The organism is Pedobacter metabolipauper (genome assembly GCF_004362715.1).
Classification (GTDB): domain Bacteria; phylum Bacteroidota; class Bacteroidia; order Sphingobacteriales; family Sphingobacteriaceae; genus Pedobacter; species Pedobacter metabolipauper.
The window spans coordinates 1,219,381-1,233,426 of record NZ_SNYC01000004.1; the positions used below are offsets into that span (position 1 = coordinate 1,219,381).

Below are 14,046 nucleotides of genomic sequence, written 5' to 3' on the forward strand. Positions count from 1 at the left end.
GCAGAGGTGGCTTAAAGAAATAAGCCGGAAAGTGTTGACGCACAATCCGGCAGTAGCTTGAGTTAACCTCCCACGCAGATTTAAATCTGACCGTGGTAATAATTTGGACAACTATTGATTATCAACTCAAACCGAACCAAAAGTATGTATAAAAATGCTTTTAACCTAGGCATGCCGTTTTATGGGCTGCCTAAAAAACTATTATTAATTATGAAGCTAACCACTTTCATATTAATTATTTCATTGGTACAAGTAAGTGCCAAATCATTCAGCCAGATTAGCCTGAATGAGAATAATAAATCTATTATTGAAGTCCTGGAAAAGGTCAAGAAACAAAGTGGCTTTGTTTTTCTATATGATTACAATGAGCTTAAAGATGTTAAGGTCAATGTGAGTGTCAATAACGCTTCGATTTCAACAGCCTTAAATTCTATCTTAAAATCACTGCCTTTAGAATACAAGATGAGTGGTGCTAAAACGATCGCTATTGTTGTTAAAGAGCCTTCATTTATAGACCGGATCATTGACCGGATTGCAGCCATTGATGTAAAAGGAAGAATTGTAAATGACAAGGGGGAACCTTTGGTTGGTGCAAGTGTGACCGTTAAAGGTACGAACAAAAGCACGAAGACCAATGATAAAGGAGAGTTTTATCTTCCAAATGTAGATGATAAAGCGACACTTCAAATTTCTTATATCGGATATGGTAATCTTGAAATCGCTGGTTCTGCAGATATGGGTGACTTGAAGTTGAGCGAAGTTAATGAAGATCTGAAAGAAATAGAGATTAATGCTGGTTATTACACTGTAACCGATAGAGAAAGAACAGGCAGCATCTCGAGAGTTACATCAGAGACTATAGCTAAACAACCTATAAACAATCCTCTACAGGCACTGCAAGGAAGAGTTCCTGGCGTTGTGATTGAGCAAACTACAGGTGTTCCGGGAGGTGGCTTTAATGTCCAAATTCGAGGCAGAAGCAGTATTAATGCTGCCGCAGTTGGAAACAACCCATTATACGTTATTGATGGGGTAAACTATCCTTCCTCAAATATTTCTTCCCCTGCTGCATCTTCAGCCCTTTTAAATACTATAGGAGTAAATCCATTGAGTAACATCAATCCTTATGATATTGAGAGTATTGAGATTCTTAAAGATGCTGATGCCACAGCAATATACGGTTCAAGGGGAGCAAATGGTGTCATTTTAATTACTACGAAAAAAGGAAAAAGTGGGGATACAAGGATTAATATGGACATAACTCAAGGTTTTAATAAAGTAGGACATCGCCTTGATCTTTTAAATACAGAACAATATTTGGAGATGCGTCGTGAAGCTTTTAAGAATGATGGACTCGTTCCAGGAGCCCTTGATTATGACGTTAATGGAACATGGGATTCAACTAAATATACAGATTGGCAAAAGGAGATAATTGGTGGAACTGCTAATACTTCGAATGCTACTTTAAATATATCTGGTGGCACACAAAAAAGTAATTATATAATTGGTGTAAATTATTACAGAGAAGGCACTGTTTTTCCCGGAAATTTTGGGTTGAACAGAGTATCTGTACATTCTAATTTGAACTTTGGATCTGCAAACAATCGTTTCTATGCCAGTTTCACCTCAAATTACAGCCGTACAAAAAGTAATCTATTGCGTAATGATCTCACTGGAAGAATTTTATTATCTCCAAATGCCCCCAATCTTTTTGATGAGTATGGCAATGTAAATTGGGCAAATGGAGCCTTTAACACAAATCCAGCTGCATTACTTTTTAGAACATATAATTCTGGAACTGATAATATAATTGGTAATCTAAATATAAATTATCGCATAGCTAATAATTTGGTTTTTAAAGCGTCAGTAGGATATACAAATGTCAGAAGGAATGAACTAGCAAAAATTCCGTTAGTTGCTTACGCACCAAGCACTGCTCCAACTGCTAACAGTAGGATTTCGGATTTCTCAAATAACTTTACTAGCTCTTTAATTGCAGAGCCTCAATTGACTTATAGTATGAAATTAGGCTTAGGTGAATTAAATGCTTTAATTGGTGGGAGTTTTCAGGAAGATTATAGATCTATTAGCAATATTCGCGGTAGAGGATTCACGAGCGATGCCTTAATGGAGAACATTGCATCTGCAAGCACTCTAGCTGCAAATGGTGTTTCTTATGCACAATATCGCTACGTGGCGGTGTTTGCACGATTAAATTACAATTTGCAGAGCAAATATCTCATAAATTTAACAGCAAGACGAGATGGCTCTAGCAGATTTGGGGATGGTAAACAATTTGCAAATTTTGGAGCAATTGGAGCCGCTTGGATATTTTCTGAAGAGAGTACAATTAAACAGAGGTTATCTTTTCTAAGTTTGGGAAAATTAAGGGTAAGTTATGGTATTACTGGGAATGATCAAATTCCTGATTATGGATATTTGCAATTATGGTCTTCTCAAGATTCCTATCAAGGAGTTTCAACACTTTCGCCAAGTAGGATTGCAAATCGGGCTTTTTCTTGGGAAACAAATAAAAAGGCTGAAATAGCTCTGCAATTAGGTTTTATTCAAAATCGAATCACTTTAGAATCTTCATATTATTGGAACCGTTCTTCAAACCAGTTGGTGCCTCAATCCTTACCTTTAAGTACAGGTAATGGTTCTATTATAGCAAATCTACCGGCGACTGTTCGGAATTCTGGTTTGGAATTTTTCACAAACTTCAAGGTTTTAGGCACATCGGAGTGGGAGTGGACATCAGGAATTAATTTGACTATTCCCAAAAATAAATTGATTTCTTATCCTGGAGGCTTGGCAAATTCTGGTTATGCAAGCACTTATATAGTTGGTGAACCACTATCAATTAATATAACTTACAATATTAGAGGAGTTAATCCAGAAACAGGCTTATATGATATACAAGATGTTGATGGAAATGGGATACTTAATGCAAGTGATCGCTATGTTGCTAAATTTTTGGGCCAAAAATATTATGGTGGATTTCAAAATACATTACGCTACAGAGAATTTACATTAGATTTCTTATTTTCATTTAATAAACAGACTGGATTGGATTACAAAAGTTCAGTAGTAAATCCTGGTTATTTTGATTCATCAACTAATGCATCTGTAAATCAGCCTGTTTTAGTTCTTGAACGGTGGCAGCAACCTGGTAATCAAACTAGTGCTCAGAAGTTTAGTACAACTGTTAGTTCTTTAAATAGCTATAGTTCATTAGCGAATACGCAAGGGACATTTGTCACTGATGCATCTTACATAAGATTGAAGAACTTATCATTTTCTTATAAATTTCCTAGAAAATTTTTGGAATCACTAAAAATAGTTGACGCCAAGCTAAGCCTTCAAGGACAGAATATTTTTACTTTAACAAATTATGTTGGACTAGATCCAGAAACCAGAACGATGTCCTTACCTCCTTTAAGAGCCTTATCCTTAGGTTTAAATCTTACTTTTTAATCGACCAATATGAAATACAACATATTTAAAATTAGCTTAATATTAATAATCATTTTTTTTCAGTTTTCCTGCAAAAAAATAATTCAGATAGATGTGCCAAAAGATAGCGTGGTACAAGAAACAATTTTTCAAAATAATGATGCAGCTACATCTGTTATGACTGGAATCTACCGAAGCATGAGCAATAATGGTTTTGCATCCGGTAATAATATGAGTATTACTTCATCGGCAGGTCTTACTGCCGACGAATTTAGTAGTCATTCTACATTGTTGAAGGAGTTTTATGACAATGAGCTTAACCCACTTACGACCAATATAAGTTCATTATATGCATCCCCTTATGAGACTATTTATGCAACAAATGTTTTGCTGGAGGGTTTAGAAGGGCAGAATAATATCACATTACCTAATAGAACACAACTTCGTGGAGAAGCACTATTTATAAGAGCATTCGCTTATTTTTATCTTGTAAATATGTTCGGATCTGTCCCTTTACATATAACATCAGATTATAGAGTGACACGAATAGCATCCCGCACAACAGTAACAGAAATCTATAAACAAATTATATCAGATCTAAAAACCGCAGAAAATTTGTTGAAAGATACATACATTACAACTGAACGTATTCGCCCTAACTTATCTACAGTGCAAGCACTTTTAGCCCGAACATATTTGTATACTCAGGATTGGGAAAACGCGGAGAAATATGCAACTCTTGTTATCAATAAAACAAGCATTTATAATCTAGTAAATGTAGATGCGATATTTTTAAAAAACAGCCAAGAGGCCATTTGGCAACTAATGCCAACGACTGCTAGTGGAAATACTAATGAAGGTACTTTACTAATTTTGACGGGTACACCAACTAACCTTTCATTGAACAGTGATTTTGCTCTTAATAGTTTTGAAGCGAATGATGAAAGGAAAAATTCTTGGATTAGGAGTTATACAAATGCAACTGGTACATATTATTATCCATTCAAGTATAAGGCACGAACCGCTAGTCCTGTTACTGAATATTATATGGTAATGCGGTTAGCTGAGCAGTTTTTAATAAGGGCTGAAGCGCGTGTTCAACAAAAAGATATAAGTGGAGCTATTGATGATATTGATAAAATTAGGAATCGTGCAGGAATTACCCTAATTAAAAATACAAATCCAAACATAAGTGCTAATGATTTGTCGATTTTAATTCAAAAAGAGCGAAGGGTTGAGTTATTTTCAGAGTGGGGACATCGTTGGTTTGATCTCAAGAGAAGCGGAAATGCTACTGCAGTTCTAAGCTTAGTAAAACCTATGTGGCAAGCTACAGATGTTTTTTATCCTATCCCTCAGCGCGAGATCGACTTGAATTCAAATATCACCCAAAATGTTGGTTATTAGATTTTATGAATTTAATTACTCAATACAGTTTATAAATGGGTTTTACTAAATATTTATATATTATGAAGACTAAAATAGTATTGCTTTTTGCATTGACAATCATAACTTGTTTTTTCCATACCCAACTGAAAGCACAGAATAAACCTCCCAAGTTCTCAGGCACATTTGCGTATTCAACTGACACAATTTTAGATGCAATTGATTTCCGTACTATGAAAGAAAATATATGGTGGGGAGAGTTAATACCTTATATTGTAAGTTTAAAGAATAAAAATCATTTTTCCTGTATAATGGATAAGTTGAAAGAGCCACAGTTGCTTCAAATTAACTTCATGAAATCTGGAAAACACATTCTGGTTCCAGGAGAATATTATGTGGAGATGGATGATGATATAAAGATTGGATTTTTTAAAGTATCAGAGAGGGATTCCTTAGTATTTAGTGGAAAAGGAAGTGAAAAGTATAATTTAATTAATGCTGTAAAACAACAGCAGAACAAATTCAAAGATTTGACATCAAAGTTAAATAATCCTAAAAGTAATAAAGATCTTCAAGTTTACCTTAATGAATATACCAAGTTGGCTTTGCGATTTATGTATGAGCAATCAAGTCTTATTAACAAATATGATGGTGTAAACAAAAGTATGAAAAAGTTAATAGGGTACGAATTTGATATCTATCAAACTTACTGGGCAAATATACTTTTATATTTTTATTTGTATGATAAAAATTATGCAAATGAGACATCAAGAAAGATAGTAAAAGACGCTCTAAACAACGGGATACTTTCGTTTAATACCCCTGACTCAATAAGTGTTCTAGCTCCAGTACAGTACATGGGATTATTATTTAGAATGAAGGTGAAAATGGTGATAAATAACGAACCTACCAATTTGGCATCTTTTTATAAAAGACTAAAAGAGAACTATACGGGGCTTGTTAGAGAAAGGTTGATGGTTGAGTTCTTAACTAGTACTTCAAATATGAGTTTTATTACGTCTTATAAACCAGATGTTTATGATTCTATCATTGTAGACGCAAGTAATTCAGTGGTTCATCCGTATTACAAGGAATTGATTGAAAAGAAGGGCAGAACAAGAAAAGGTAGCAAAGTTTTAAATGCAGAATTTACTGACTTACTCGGAAAACCTTTTAAGATTGAGTCGATGAAAGGTAAAGTTGTCTTGATTGATGCTTGGAGTGTAGGTTGCACTGGCTGTGCCCTATTTCATAAACTTTTCGAGAGTAGGATTCACCCGTTCTTCAAAAATAATCCTGATTTCAAAGTTCTAAGTATTAATGCAGATAAATCACATGAAAGATGGATTGAGGGATTAAATAGCGGAAAATTTAGTGCGAATGAGTATTTAAATGTTGGTGTTGGTGAATTAGGTATAAATCATCCTTTTTTTAAATATTATACTAATGCAATGCCTTTATTGTTAATAGTAGATAAAGAGGGTCGATTAATTACCAAATTAAGTGGAGTAGAAAAAATTGAGGAAATCGTTGATGTTATAAATATTGCTCTTAACGAAAAAAATATTAAGTAGTAATTTGTGTTAAATTAGGAAATAGTGTCTAAAAAATAATTTTTCACCTCCATTTTTTTGTTAATACTAATCATATCTTAAAAATGCCAGTTCAAGTATATTGACCATTGTACTTTCGTCTTGAATCAATGGAGATGAGAAGATAGGTAATTGAATAAATATACAAAACGCTGCTCCTCCTCCGCATTCGTATACAGGGGCTGGACCAGGTGAATTTGTTCCATATACCACTGTGATTGCATCACTGTTTAAAGATGCAATTATAGGTGCTATTATTAGTAGAGTATTTTGAAATATCTTTTTCATTTGATTGTATCTATTGATCCAAATGTTAATATGAATTTTAGCTTTTATAACTATATTTAACAAGATATCTGTCAAAAATAGCAATTATTTGATTAGAAGTAACCTCTATTCTCTTAAGTTTAAACCTATTGTATTTAGGTATATAAAATGAATATTGATATTTTCCATCCTTAATAGAATATACATCTATTGGTTGATTTTCCTTAAATTCAGCGCTACTTTCATTATCTGCTTTTAATTGAGAAATAATATATACAAAACCGTTATTAATTGCGAAATCGGAATTGATGAAGCTAGGAGGTGAAATCTGCGTTGTTTTATTCGCATATTTACCATTCTTCAACTTAGTTTTAAATACACCAAGTTTAAGCTTTGGCAAGGTAACTGTATCAATTGTTTTGCTTTTATATAATAGATTCAAATTTGTATCTAAGCATAAAAATTCTCCTGAATATAAGTAAGAGTATATAAATCTGCTATTTTCTTTATCATATCTAAGGAAACCATCATTTCCAAAATATCCATCTAAATGTTTAGGGAGTGTATATCTTTTATTTTCTATAGATTTGTTCGAAAGTCTAATTTTAACTAAAGACATACTTTTATCTTGCCCTGTACCTTCAATTGATCTTACTATTACTGATGAATCTGATATTGGTGTACAATTGTCTGTGTAAATTAATGGAATTTTGTATTTTCTTATCTGTTTGCTACCTAATACTTCCAATGACCCTTCTGAATTACTTAAATATAATTTTTCTGATGGACTAAATCGAATAATGATGTAATTTGATTTGATATTAAAAGTAGGAGCCGCTTTTAAACGTATTGACTTAATTTGGTTGTTGGACTCATCTATCTTATAAATTATTAATGGATGATGATGAGAGTATAAGTCTATTTCTCTATTTGGTTTTTTTGCAAAATAAAAAAATCTCTCTGGCAGTTCTATTGCTTTGGGTTCTCCTATGTTTAAATCTATCAACTTTCTTGTGAAACCGTTATTCGGTTTATACCCGTTAATTTTCATGAAAATGAAAAACGAAATTAGACAGACGGTAACAATAAAGAAAATAATCAATATTTGTTTTTTCATAACATATGATTGTTAAATAAGTAATTTTGATAAAGAGTTTTAGTTACTAATTTAAATAGATTTTGATTTTAAGATTTATCAAAAAATTAAGGTTATCCTTTAGGATAACCTTAATTTTTTGATACTAGTCGTATAAAGCATTTTCTGTACCTGCTGGAGCCAATGTATTTGGTTTACCTTGATTTCCGCTGGCAAAGCTTACAATGTAAAGTGGAGTTGGAGTTATTGTTGAACAAAGAGTTGAACCAGCTGCACAATCATAAGGGGTATTAGATCCAGATGGATAAACAACCGTTGCTTCTGAAGTAAGAGCTCCGCCTACAGCTACTATAGCTAATGCAGCGGCAAAAATTAATTTTTTCATATTATTTAATTTTGATTTAAGTACCTACTCTATTACAGGTTTTCGGTTTCCCCTGAATCAATTGGCCAATGAATATTTTATTAAGGATTTTGGACTACCTTATTTTGTTTAGTACTGGGTTGTAATAAAATTCCAATTATCGTTAGTAGAATAAAAAAGATATTGAATACTAGGTGCTGATCCCAATTCATCTTTTGTAATACCCCTCCACAACTGCAGGGTATTACGTCACTAAAGTGCAAGATCGAATAGATGTAGACAGTGAATGTTGTCATCAAGGCTAACGAAGCATATAATCCTACTAATACAGTTCTTGAAAATATCAGTAGAATGCTAATTATAATTTCTACAGTTGGTACAAGCCAAGGCAAAACCATCGAAAAATCTGATATGATAGGAGTTTTTGCAATTTGAATTTTAAAATTCTGATAATCTGCTAATTTACTTGTTGCCGCATATAAGAATAACAAAATGTAAAGGCTGGAGATAATAGATACAATTGTTTCCTTTCTTATATAATACCATCTTAAATTATTTGTTTTGCTATTCGAAACCATACTCATAATCTCTATCGTTTTGTTAAATCAAATGTAAGGTCAATATTCTTTAAAGTTGTAAAATTGCCTTTTCCAAAAACTGGAATTTCCTTTGCAAAAAAAATGAAAACATGTTCGTTAAACTCAGAACCTTGATTAATAATTGCGCGTTTGTCGCTCTGAAGCTGTTTGAAGCCATATTTCATATTTCAGCGAACTTTTCATCTGCTTTTTAATAACCGGTTATAATGCTGAATGGACATCCGAAGCCAATCCGCAATTAACGTTTTTGGAACGGCCTCTAAAAGTTCCGCCGGATAAATTCGGTTCATCTCTTCCACCTTTTCCAGAGCGCCAAATTCTTGCGCAATAAGGTCCTTGTTACTGTATAATAGATTATCCTCTTTTAGAATTTTAAATAATACCTGGGTGTAGGGGAAATGTTCAAACAGATCTTCAATTTGTTTAAAAGATAGAGAGGCCACGACCGTATCTGGATAGGCTTCTATAGATAGATGTGATTCTGTTTGCGCTATAAAATGTTTGGCATCGGCAACCATCGCGCCATCCAGCCAAAGGAACACGACCTTATTCTTTTGTTTGCGGATGTCAAAAGTGAATCCGGTTACAATACCCTTGATCACAAAGAACATTCGATCGGGAACTCCATTAGGAGTGAATAGACGTATTTTGCTATCGTATTTCACATAGCTCATTTGATCAGCTAAATAATCATTAAGCTTTTCACGCTCGGCTAGATCATTTAGCTCAATAGGAAGCACGTGGCCGCCAAAAAGATGCAGATATGCATTTTGCTTAATCATAATTTCAAAATTTAGGTGGAGGCGCTAAAATTTTTTACATCATTAATAATTACCGGTAATCGCTATACAACTGTGTTAGGCGCTGTCTGGTAATGTGCAGAAAATCTGCGGTCAGCTTTTTCGGTACATGTTGCTCAAACTTTGGAAACATGCAGCGCATTTCTTCCAGACGCTCCCGTCCAGTGACGCATTTCTCCAAAAGATCAATATTGCAATGCTTACAATTATTTTCCTCCAGGCCATCGAGAAATATCCGGGTGTAGGGGAAGTGTTCAAACAAGGAGATCAGCTTTCTGTAAGTTATAGAAATCAGTATGGTTCCTGGAGCAGTGACTTGTAAATTCAGATTTGTTCTGCTGCGGGATATAAAGCTCTCTGCATCCGCTACCAACGAATTTTTAAGCCAGAGAAACGCAACTTTCTCCTTGTTTTTCCGGTCAATGGTATATCCCTTAACCATACCTTTGTGTACATAATAAACATGGTCTGGCACATAATCGGCTTGTAAGAGCACCGTGTTGTTGCTGTATTCCGCAATGCATACCTGGGTATTAAAATAACTGATCAATTTTTCGCGTTCATTTTCGTCTTTTAATTCTTCCGGAATGCTCTTGCACGCAAAAAGAAAATCATAAAGAATTTGTTCGTTTAACATAGTGTTGATTTAAAGTTGAGAGCACGACTATAGGACTAGTGATAGATGATGAATCGGTTAATTTCATCTGTAATGAACCGGGTACGGATAATTATCGTGCAGTGTTAAGGTAAATTTTATCGCAGCCCATCTTCCTTTAGCAGATAGATAACAATAAAAGGGGGCTAAGATCTTAATCGATAAAGTTAAGATGATAGCGCAAGTAATAACCTTGCAGCGCATTTATAATAGGGGGCTTAGTCGTTTGCTAAAGCCTGGTTGTTTAAATAGCCAAGGAGCTATTTGTGAAGTTAAATCTGCCGGATTATTCTGGTCAGCACTCGTAATGAAAATGGTTATCGTCAAATAATTTACAAGTTCTGAACTTTTTTTTGAAAAAGAAATGGACATTCCTGTCAAAATCAAGCACGTTTTTAATTTTAAATGTAAAATATATTTGTTAATTAGTAAAGTATATTTTACATTTGGTCTTATAAACTTAACATTATGAAAGCAAAGTATTTGTTCCCGCCTTATTTTAGAATAATTGGCATCCTGTTAGCCATACCCGGACTCATTCTGGGCTACCTGTTTATATTTCATGGTTACAATATTCCAGGATTTGATTCCGGTGCAGATTCAAACCACATGCTTGGTAAGCTGGCCAACTACACCAATGAAATTGCATTAACACTTGCCGTAATTGGATTTTTATTCATCGCATTTTCTAAAGTAAAAAGGGAAGATGAACTCACCGCTTATCTTCGCCTCAATGCATTATACTGGGCTGTACTGATCAATTATTTGTTTTATGGAAAGTCCCTGATCATGGATGGCATAGGCATGATGGTGAGTCCGGATGCATACGGTGGAGAGGTTCATGATTTTATATCATATAATTTATGTACACCTTTAATTATCTTCTGCCTGCGGTTCTATTACCTGCTCTATAAGAATAAACAAAGCAATGAGGTACCCAGATTGCCTTTATTAAAAATTTCGGCCTTTACTAAAATCGTTCGCTTATTATGTATCCTCGGGACAGTCGTCGCTGTTATCATGGCCGTATATACACTTGGATTTAATACATTTTTTGATGATGAACCCAAATGGGCGAATTATCTCTATTCTTTATACTACTTTATGCCATTTCTATTCTTATTGTGGGCCTATTCGAAAGAACCTGCTGAAGATGAACTGATCAGTTCGCTACGTTTAGAAGCCATGCAGATTGCCGTTTATGTAAACTATGCCGTTTTACTCATCTCAAACTTCAGCTTCTTTTACTTCGAATTCTTAATTGTACAGGTTTTTAACCTCAGTACCATTCCGCTCATATTCCTCATCATCTTTCGGTACCGGCTGTTTCGTTTATCCCGCCAGCAATATCCTGAAGATGCTGCGGATTCCGGAGCACTGGAAACTGATCCTTCCATAGGGTTAAAACACACTAACAACTAAAAGACAATTAAAACAGAGCATAAGAACGGAAACAGATGAAAAATAACATACGTATACAACGCGCAATTAAAAATATAACCCAGGCCGATCTCGCTAATTTAATTGGCGTATCCCGGCAGACCATCAACACCATTGAAAGCAATAAATATGTGCCCTCAACCGTACTGGCGCTAAAGATTGCCAGGGTATTTGCTAAACCCGTAGAAGAAATATTTGAACTGGAAGACGAGGATTAGATGACTGAAATTATTAAAAATAACAGGTTTTTTTAGCTGAAAAAAGTGTAAGATATTGGAAATAAAAACTTTAGCATCCGGATATTGAGTAATAATTTATAAATTAGCAACATTGACGCTTAGTTATGAATTATTGGGTAAAAACGCTCTTTCTGGTCATCCTGTTTTTTTCTTGTGGAAAAATCAATCTTCAAAAAGATCATCAGGCTTTTTTTGGAACGGTTATCGAACGTGCAGAATATTTAAAAATGTTACAAAATCCTGGAAAAGCAATTCAATATCTGGATTCTACCTATGCCCAATATCCGGATGCTGGTCCGGCAGACCGCTGTAAACGGTATTTATTTAAAGCTACCCTTTACCGGGAACAGCGAAATTTTAAAGACGCAACCACCAATGCCGACAGTGCCTTATTCATTTTGCTGCCATATGCTGAACAGACCGGATATATCCTTAAATATGCCGAAGCCACATTATTAAGGGGGGATATTTTGTTTGATCAGGGCTTATACAGCTATGCCTATCAATACTATTACCTCGCTAAAAAGAAAGCCGAATACGAGGGCAAATCTCCGGAAAATTATTTGTTTCAGTCCAGGTTCAACAACCGATTAGCAGTCATCAACTATAAACAGGATAACTTTAAACAAGCCGTCTATTATTATAAAAACACCATTCAATCCCTGCACCTGTCGAAAAAAAGCTTCGATACCTTTTATGAAATGCAAGGCGCATTAAGCAATATCGCATTCAGCTACACCAAGCTGGGCTTACCGGATAGTACATTGAAATACTACACGCAATGTATCCGGCTATTGAACGGGGGAGAGAAAGACTATTCTGATAGACACGATTTTATAACCATGGCCAAAGGCGTCGTATTTGGAAACATGGGTGATGCCTATTTTATCAAAGAGAATTTCCTGCTGGCAGATTCTTTTTATCGGAAAGGGATCCGCATCAACTCGCAAAAAGGATACTACAATCAGGATGCACTGATTAGCCAGCTCAAATTGGCACACCTGCATGTGGCACGGGGACAACTCAAAGAAGCCGGATTGATCTTTGATGAATTGAGCAGTTCCAAAGAATTGGTAGAACCAGCCAGCCTGCGCCGCTTTTATCAGAACCGGGCAGCCTATAACAAAGCCATAAAGAATTTTGAAGCAGCATATTCAGATCTGCAGCGGTATATTAGACTGGAGGAACAGGAGGCATTGAACAAGCGAAAGCTGATCGGTTCTAATGTGGGCGACGTATTTAAGCTTTTACAACAGGAGTACGACATCAACTCCCTAACCAAGCAAGACCAGCAAAAGAATATTGTACTGTTCTTATTCTTCCTGTTCCTGATGATGGCCATCGTCATTATCTTCCTGACCATCCGGAATAGTAATACTGCAAAGCGATACACCGTAAAGATCAAAGAGCACAGCCTGGATCAGCAGGTTACGCTGCTTGCCCTTGAGCAGAGCAACCGGGAACACTCCAGGATGGCGAGCATCCTGGCACACGATCTTAAAAATCCAATTCATGCGATAAACTCCATCGCACTGCTCATGCTGTATGATGATGACCGTACAGACGATGATAAGGAAATGCTTGGCCTGATCAAAGAATCTGCCATTAACCTAACCGCTATGATAGATGATGTGCTGCTGGTTAGAAATGCGGATGGTGCTGTGATCATCTCTAAAGAAGAGATGGATATGAACGATCTTTTAAAGCAAAGTGTAAACCTGCTGCGGTTTAAAGCCGGAGAAAAAGATCAAACCATTCTGCTGAATGACAAGGGACCTGTAATGGTTCTGGCAGATCGTGAACAGATCTGGAGGGTGATCAATAACCTGCTGGTAAATGCAATTAAGTTCAGTTTGAAGCAAACCAGGATAACGGTGAACCTCGACGTATATCAGAACTACATTGAAGTGAGTGTCGCCGATCAGGGAATCGGGATCCCTGACGATATCAAGAATATGATCTTTGAACCTTTTACGGAAGCCCAGCGAATGGGTACTGCTGGTGAAGAAACTTTTGGCCTTGGACTTTATATCTCCAGACGCATCATTGAAGCCCATCAAGGCAAGATCTGGTTTGAGCATGGAGAAGTCAAAGGAACGGTATTCAAATTGCAGCTGCCGCTTTAAGAGGGTTTGCACGGGTCCATGCGCTA

Annotated in this window: 12 protein-coding genes; 6 read left to right on the top strand and 6 right to left on the bottom strand. The window is 35.5% G+C overall.

Annotated features, from left to right (window positions below; all coding sequences use genetic code 11):
* Positions 1-144: 144 nt before the first annotated feature.
* The 3 genes from ATK78_RS11885 to ATK78_RS11895 all read left to right on the top strand — a co-directional run bounded on the left by ATK78_RS11885 (position 145) and on the right by ATK78_RS11895 (position 6,416).
* The gene (locus ATK78_RS11885) at positions 145-3,477 is read left to right on the top strand and encodes a SusC/RagA family TonB-linked outer membrane protein (RefSeq protein WP_133576289.1); all 3,333 of its coding nucleotides are present in this window, start codon (positions 145-147) and stop codon (positions 3,475-3,477) included.
* A 9-nt stretch (positions 3,478-3,486) separates the two neighbouring features.
* Positions 3,487-4,863 (top strand): RagB/SusD family nutrient uptake outer membrane protein, encoded by a 1,377-nt coding sequence (locus tag ATK78_RS11890; RefSeq protein WP_133576290.1) that lies wholly within the window; start codon positions 3,487-3,489, stop codon positions 4,861-4,863.
* A 62-nt stretch (positions 4,864-4,925) separates the two neighbouring features.
* Complete coding sequence (locus ATK78_RS11895; RefSeq protein ID WP_166664864.1) at positions 4,926-6,416, top strand: TlpA family protein disulfide reductase; 1,491 nt, start codon at positions 4,926-4,928, stop codon at positions 6,414-6,416.
* Between the two features lie 66 nt (positions 6,417-6,482).
* Here ATK78_RS11895 and ATK78_RS11900 read toward each other — a convergent pair whose 3' ends face one another.
* The 6 genes from ATK78_RS11900 to ATK78_RS11925 form a co-directional block, all read right to left on the bottom strand.
* Positions 6,483-6,722 carry a hypothetical protein gene (locus ATK78_RS11900; protein WP_133576292.1) on the bottom strand — a complete coding sequence of 80 codons (240 nt, stop codon included), beginning with the start codon at positions 6,720-6,722 and terminating at the stop codon, positions 6,483-6,485.
* 37 nt (positions 6,723-6,759) lie between these two features.
* On the bottom strand, positions 6,760-7,818 hold the full coding sequence (locus ATK78_RS11905; RefSeq protein ID WP_133576293.1) for a hypothetical protein: 1,059 nt from the start codon (positions 7,816-7,818) through the stop codon (positions 6,760-6,762).
* Positions 7,819-7,942: 124 nt separating this feature from the next.
* Positions 7,943-8,182 (bottom strand): hypothetical protein, encoded by a 240-nt coding sequence (locus ATK78_RS11910; protein ID WP_133576294.1) that lies wholly within the window; start codon positions 8,180-8,182, stop codon positions 7,943-7,945.
* A gap of 80 nt (positions 8,183-8,262) precedes the next feature.
* Complete coding sequence (locus tag ATK78_RS23110) at positions 8,263-8,745, bottom strand: MauE/DoxX family redox-associated membrane protein (protein ID WP_394346940.1); 483 nt, start codon at positions 8,743-8,745, stop codon at positions 8,263-8,265.
* Between the two features lie 194 nt (positions 8,746-8,939).
* Positions 8,940-9,542 (bottom strand): Crp/Fnr family transcriptional regulator, encoded by a 603-nt coding sequence (locus tag ATK78_RS11920; RefSeq protein ID WP_133576295.1) that lies wholly within the window; start codon positions 9,540-9,542, stop codon positions 8,940-8,942.
* A 49-nt stretch (positions 9,543-9,591) separates the two neighbouring features.
* On the bottom strand, positions 9,592-10,197 hold the full coding sequence (locus tag ATK78_RS11925; RefSeq protein ID WP_133576296.1) for a Crp/Fnr family transcriptional regulator: 606 nt from the start codon (positions 10,195-10,197) through the stop codon (positions 9,592-9,594).
* A gap of 486 nt (positions 10,198-10,683) precedes the next feature.
* Between ATK78_RS11925 and ATK78_RS11930 the strand changes: the two genes are divergently transcribed.
* The 3 genes from ATK78_RS11930 to ATK78_RS11940 all read left to right on the top strand — a co-directional run bounded on the left by ATK78_RS11930 (position 10,684) and on the right by ATK78_RS11940 (position 14,020).
* Complete coding sequence (locus tag ATK78_RS11930) at positions 10,684-11,637, top strand: hypothetical protein (RefSeq protein WP_133576297.1); 954 nt, start codon at positions 10,684-10,686, stop codon at positions 11,635-11,637.
* Between the two features lie 35 nt (positions 11,638-11,672).
* Positions 11,673-11,873, top strand: coding sequence for a helix-turn-helix transcriptional regulator (locus tag ATK78_RS11935; RefSeq protein ID WP_133576298.1), 201 nt, complete (start codon positions 11,673-11,675; stop codon positions 11,871-11,873).
* Positions 11,874-11,998: 125 nt separating this feature from the next.
* Entirely contained in the window at positions 11,999-14,020 is a 2,022-nt protein-coding gene (locus tag ATK78_RS11940) for an ATP-binding protein (protein WP_133576299.1), read from the top strand.
* The last annotated feature ends 26 nt before the right edge of the window (positions 14,021-14,046 follow it).

Excerpts from the sequence above, each read along its gene's own strand:
- ATK78_RS11885 (WP_133576289.1), top strand. The coding sequence starts at position 145 with ATGTATAAAAATGCTTTTAACCTAGGCATGCCGTTTTATGGGCTGCCT.
- ATK78_RS11890 (WP_133576290.1), top strand. The coding sequence starts at position 3,487 with ATGAAATACAACATATTTAAAATTAGCTTAATATTAATAATCATTTTT.
- ATK78_RS11895 (WP_166664864.1), top strand. The coding sequence starts at position 4,926 with ATGAAGACTAAAATAGTATTGCTTTTTGCATTGACAATCATAACTTGT.
- ATK78_RS11900 (WP_133576292.1), bottom strand. The coding sequence starts at position 6,722 with ATGAAAAAGATATTTCAAAATACTCTACTAATAATAGCACCTATAATT.
- ATK78_RS11905 (WP_133576293.1), bottom strand. The coding sequence starts at position 7,818 with ATGAAAAAACAAATATTGATTATTTTCTTTATTGTTACCGTCTGTCTA.
- ATK78_RS11910 (WP_133576294.1), bottom strand. The coding sequence starts at position 8,182 with ATGAAAAAATTAATTTTTGCCGCTGCATTAGCTATAGTAGCTGTAGGC.
- ATK78_RS23110 (WP_394346940.1), bottom strand. The coding sequence starts at position 8,745 with ATGAGTATGGTTTCGAATAGCAAAACAAATAATTTAAGATGGTATTAT.
- ATK78_RS11920 (WP_133576295.1), bottom strand. The coding sequence starts at position 9,542 with ATGATTAAGCAAAATGCATATCTGCATCTTTTTGGCGGCCACGTGCTT.
- ATK78_RS11925 (WP_133576296.1), bottom strand. The coding sequence starts at position 10,197 with ATGTTAAACGAACAAATTCTTTATGATTTTCTTTTTGCGTGCAAGAGC.
- ATK78_RS11930 (WP_133576297.1), top strand. The coding sequence starts at position 10,684 with ATGAAAGCAAAGTATTTGTTCCCGCCTTATTTTAGAATAATTGGCATC.
- ATK78_RS11935 (WP_133576298.1), top strand. The coding sequence starts at position 11,673 with ATGAAAAATAACATACGTATACAACGCGCAATTAAAAATATAACCCAG.
- ATK78_RS11940 (WP_133576299.1), top strand. The coding sequence starts at position 11,999 with ATGAATTATTGGGTAAAAACGCTCTTTCTGGTCATCCTGTTTTTTTCT.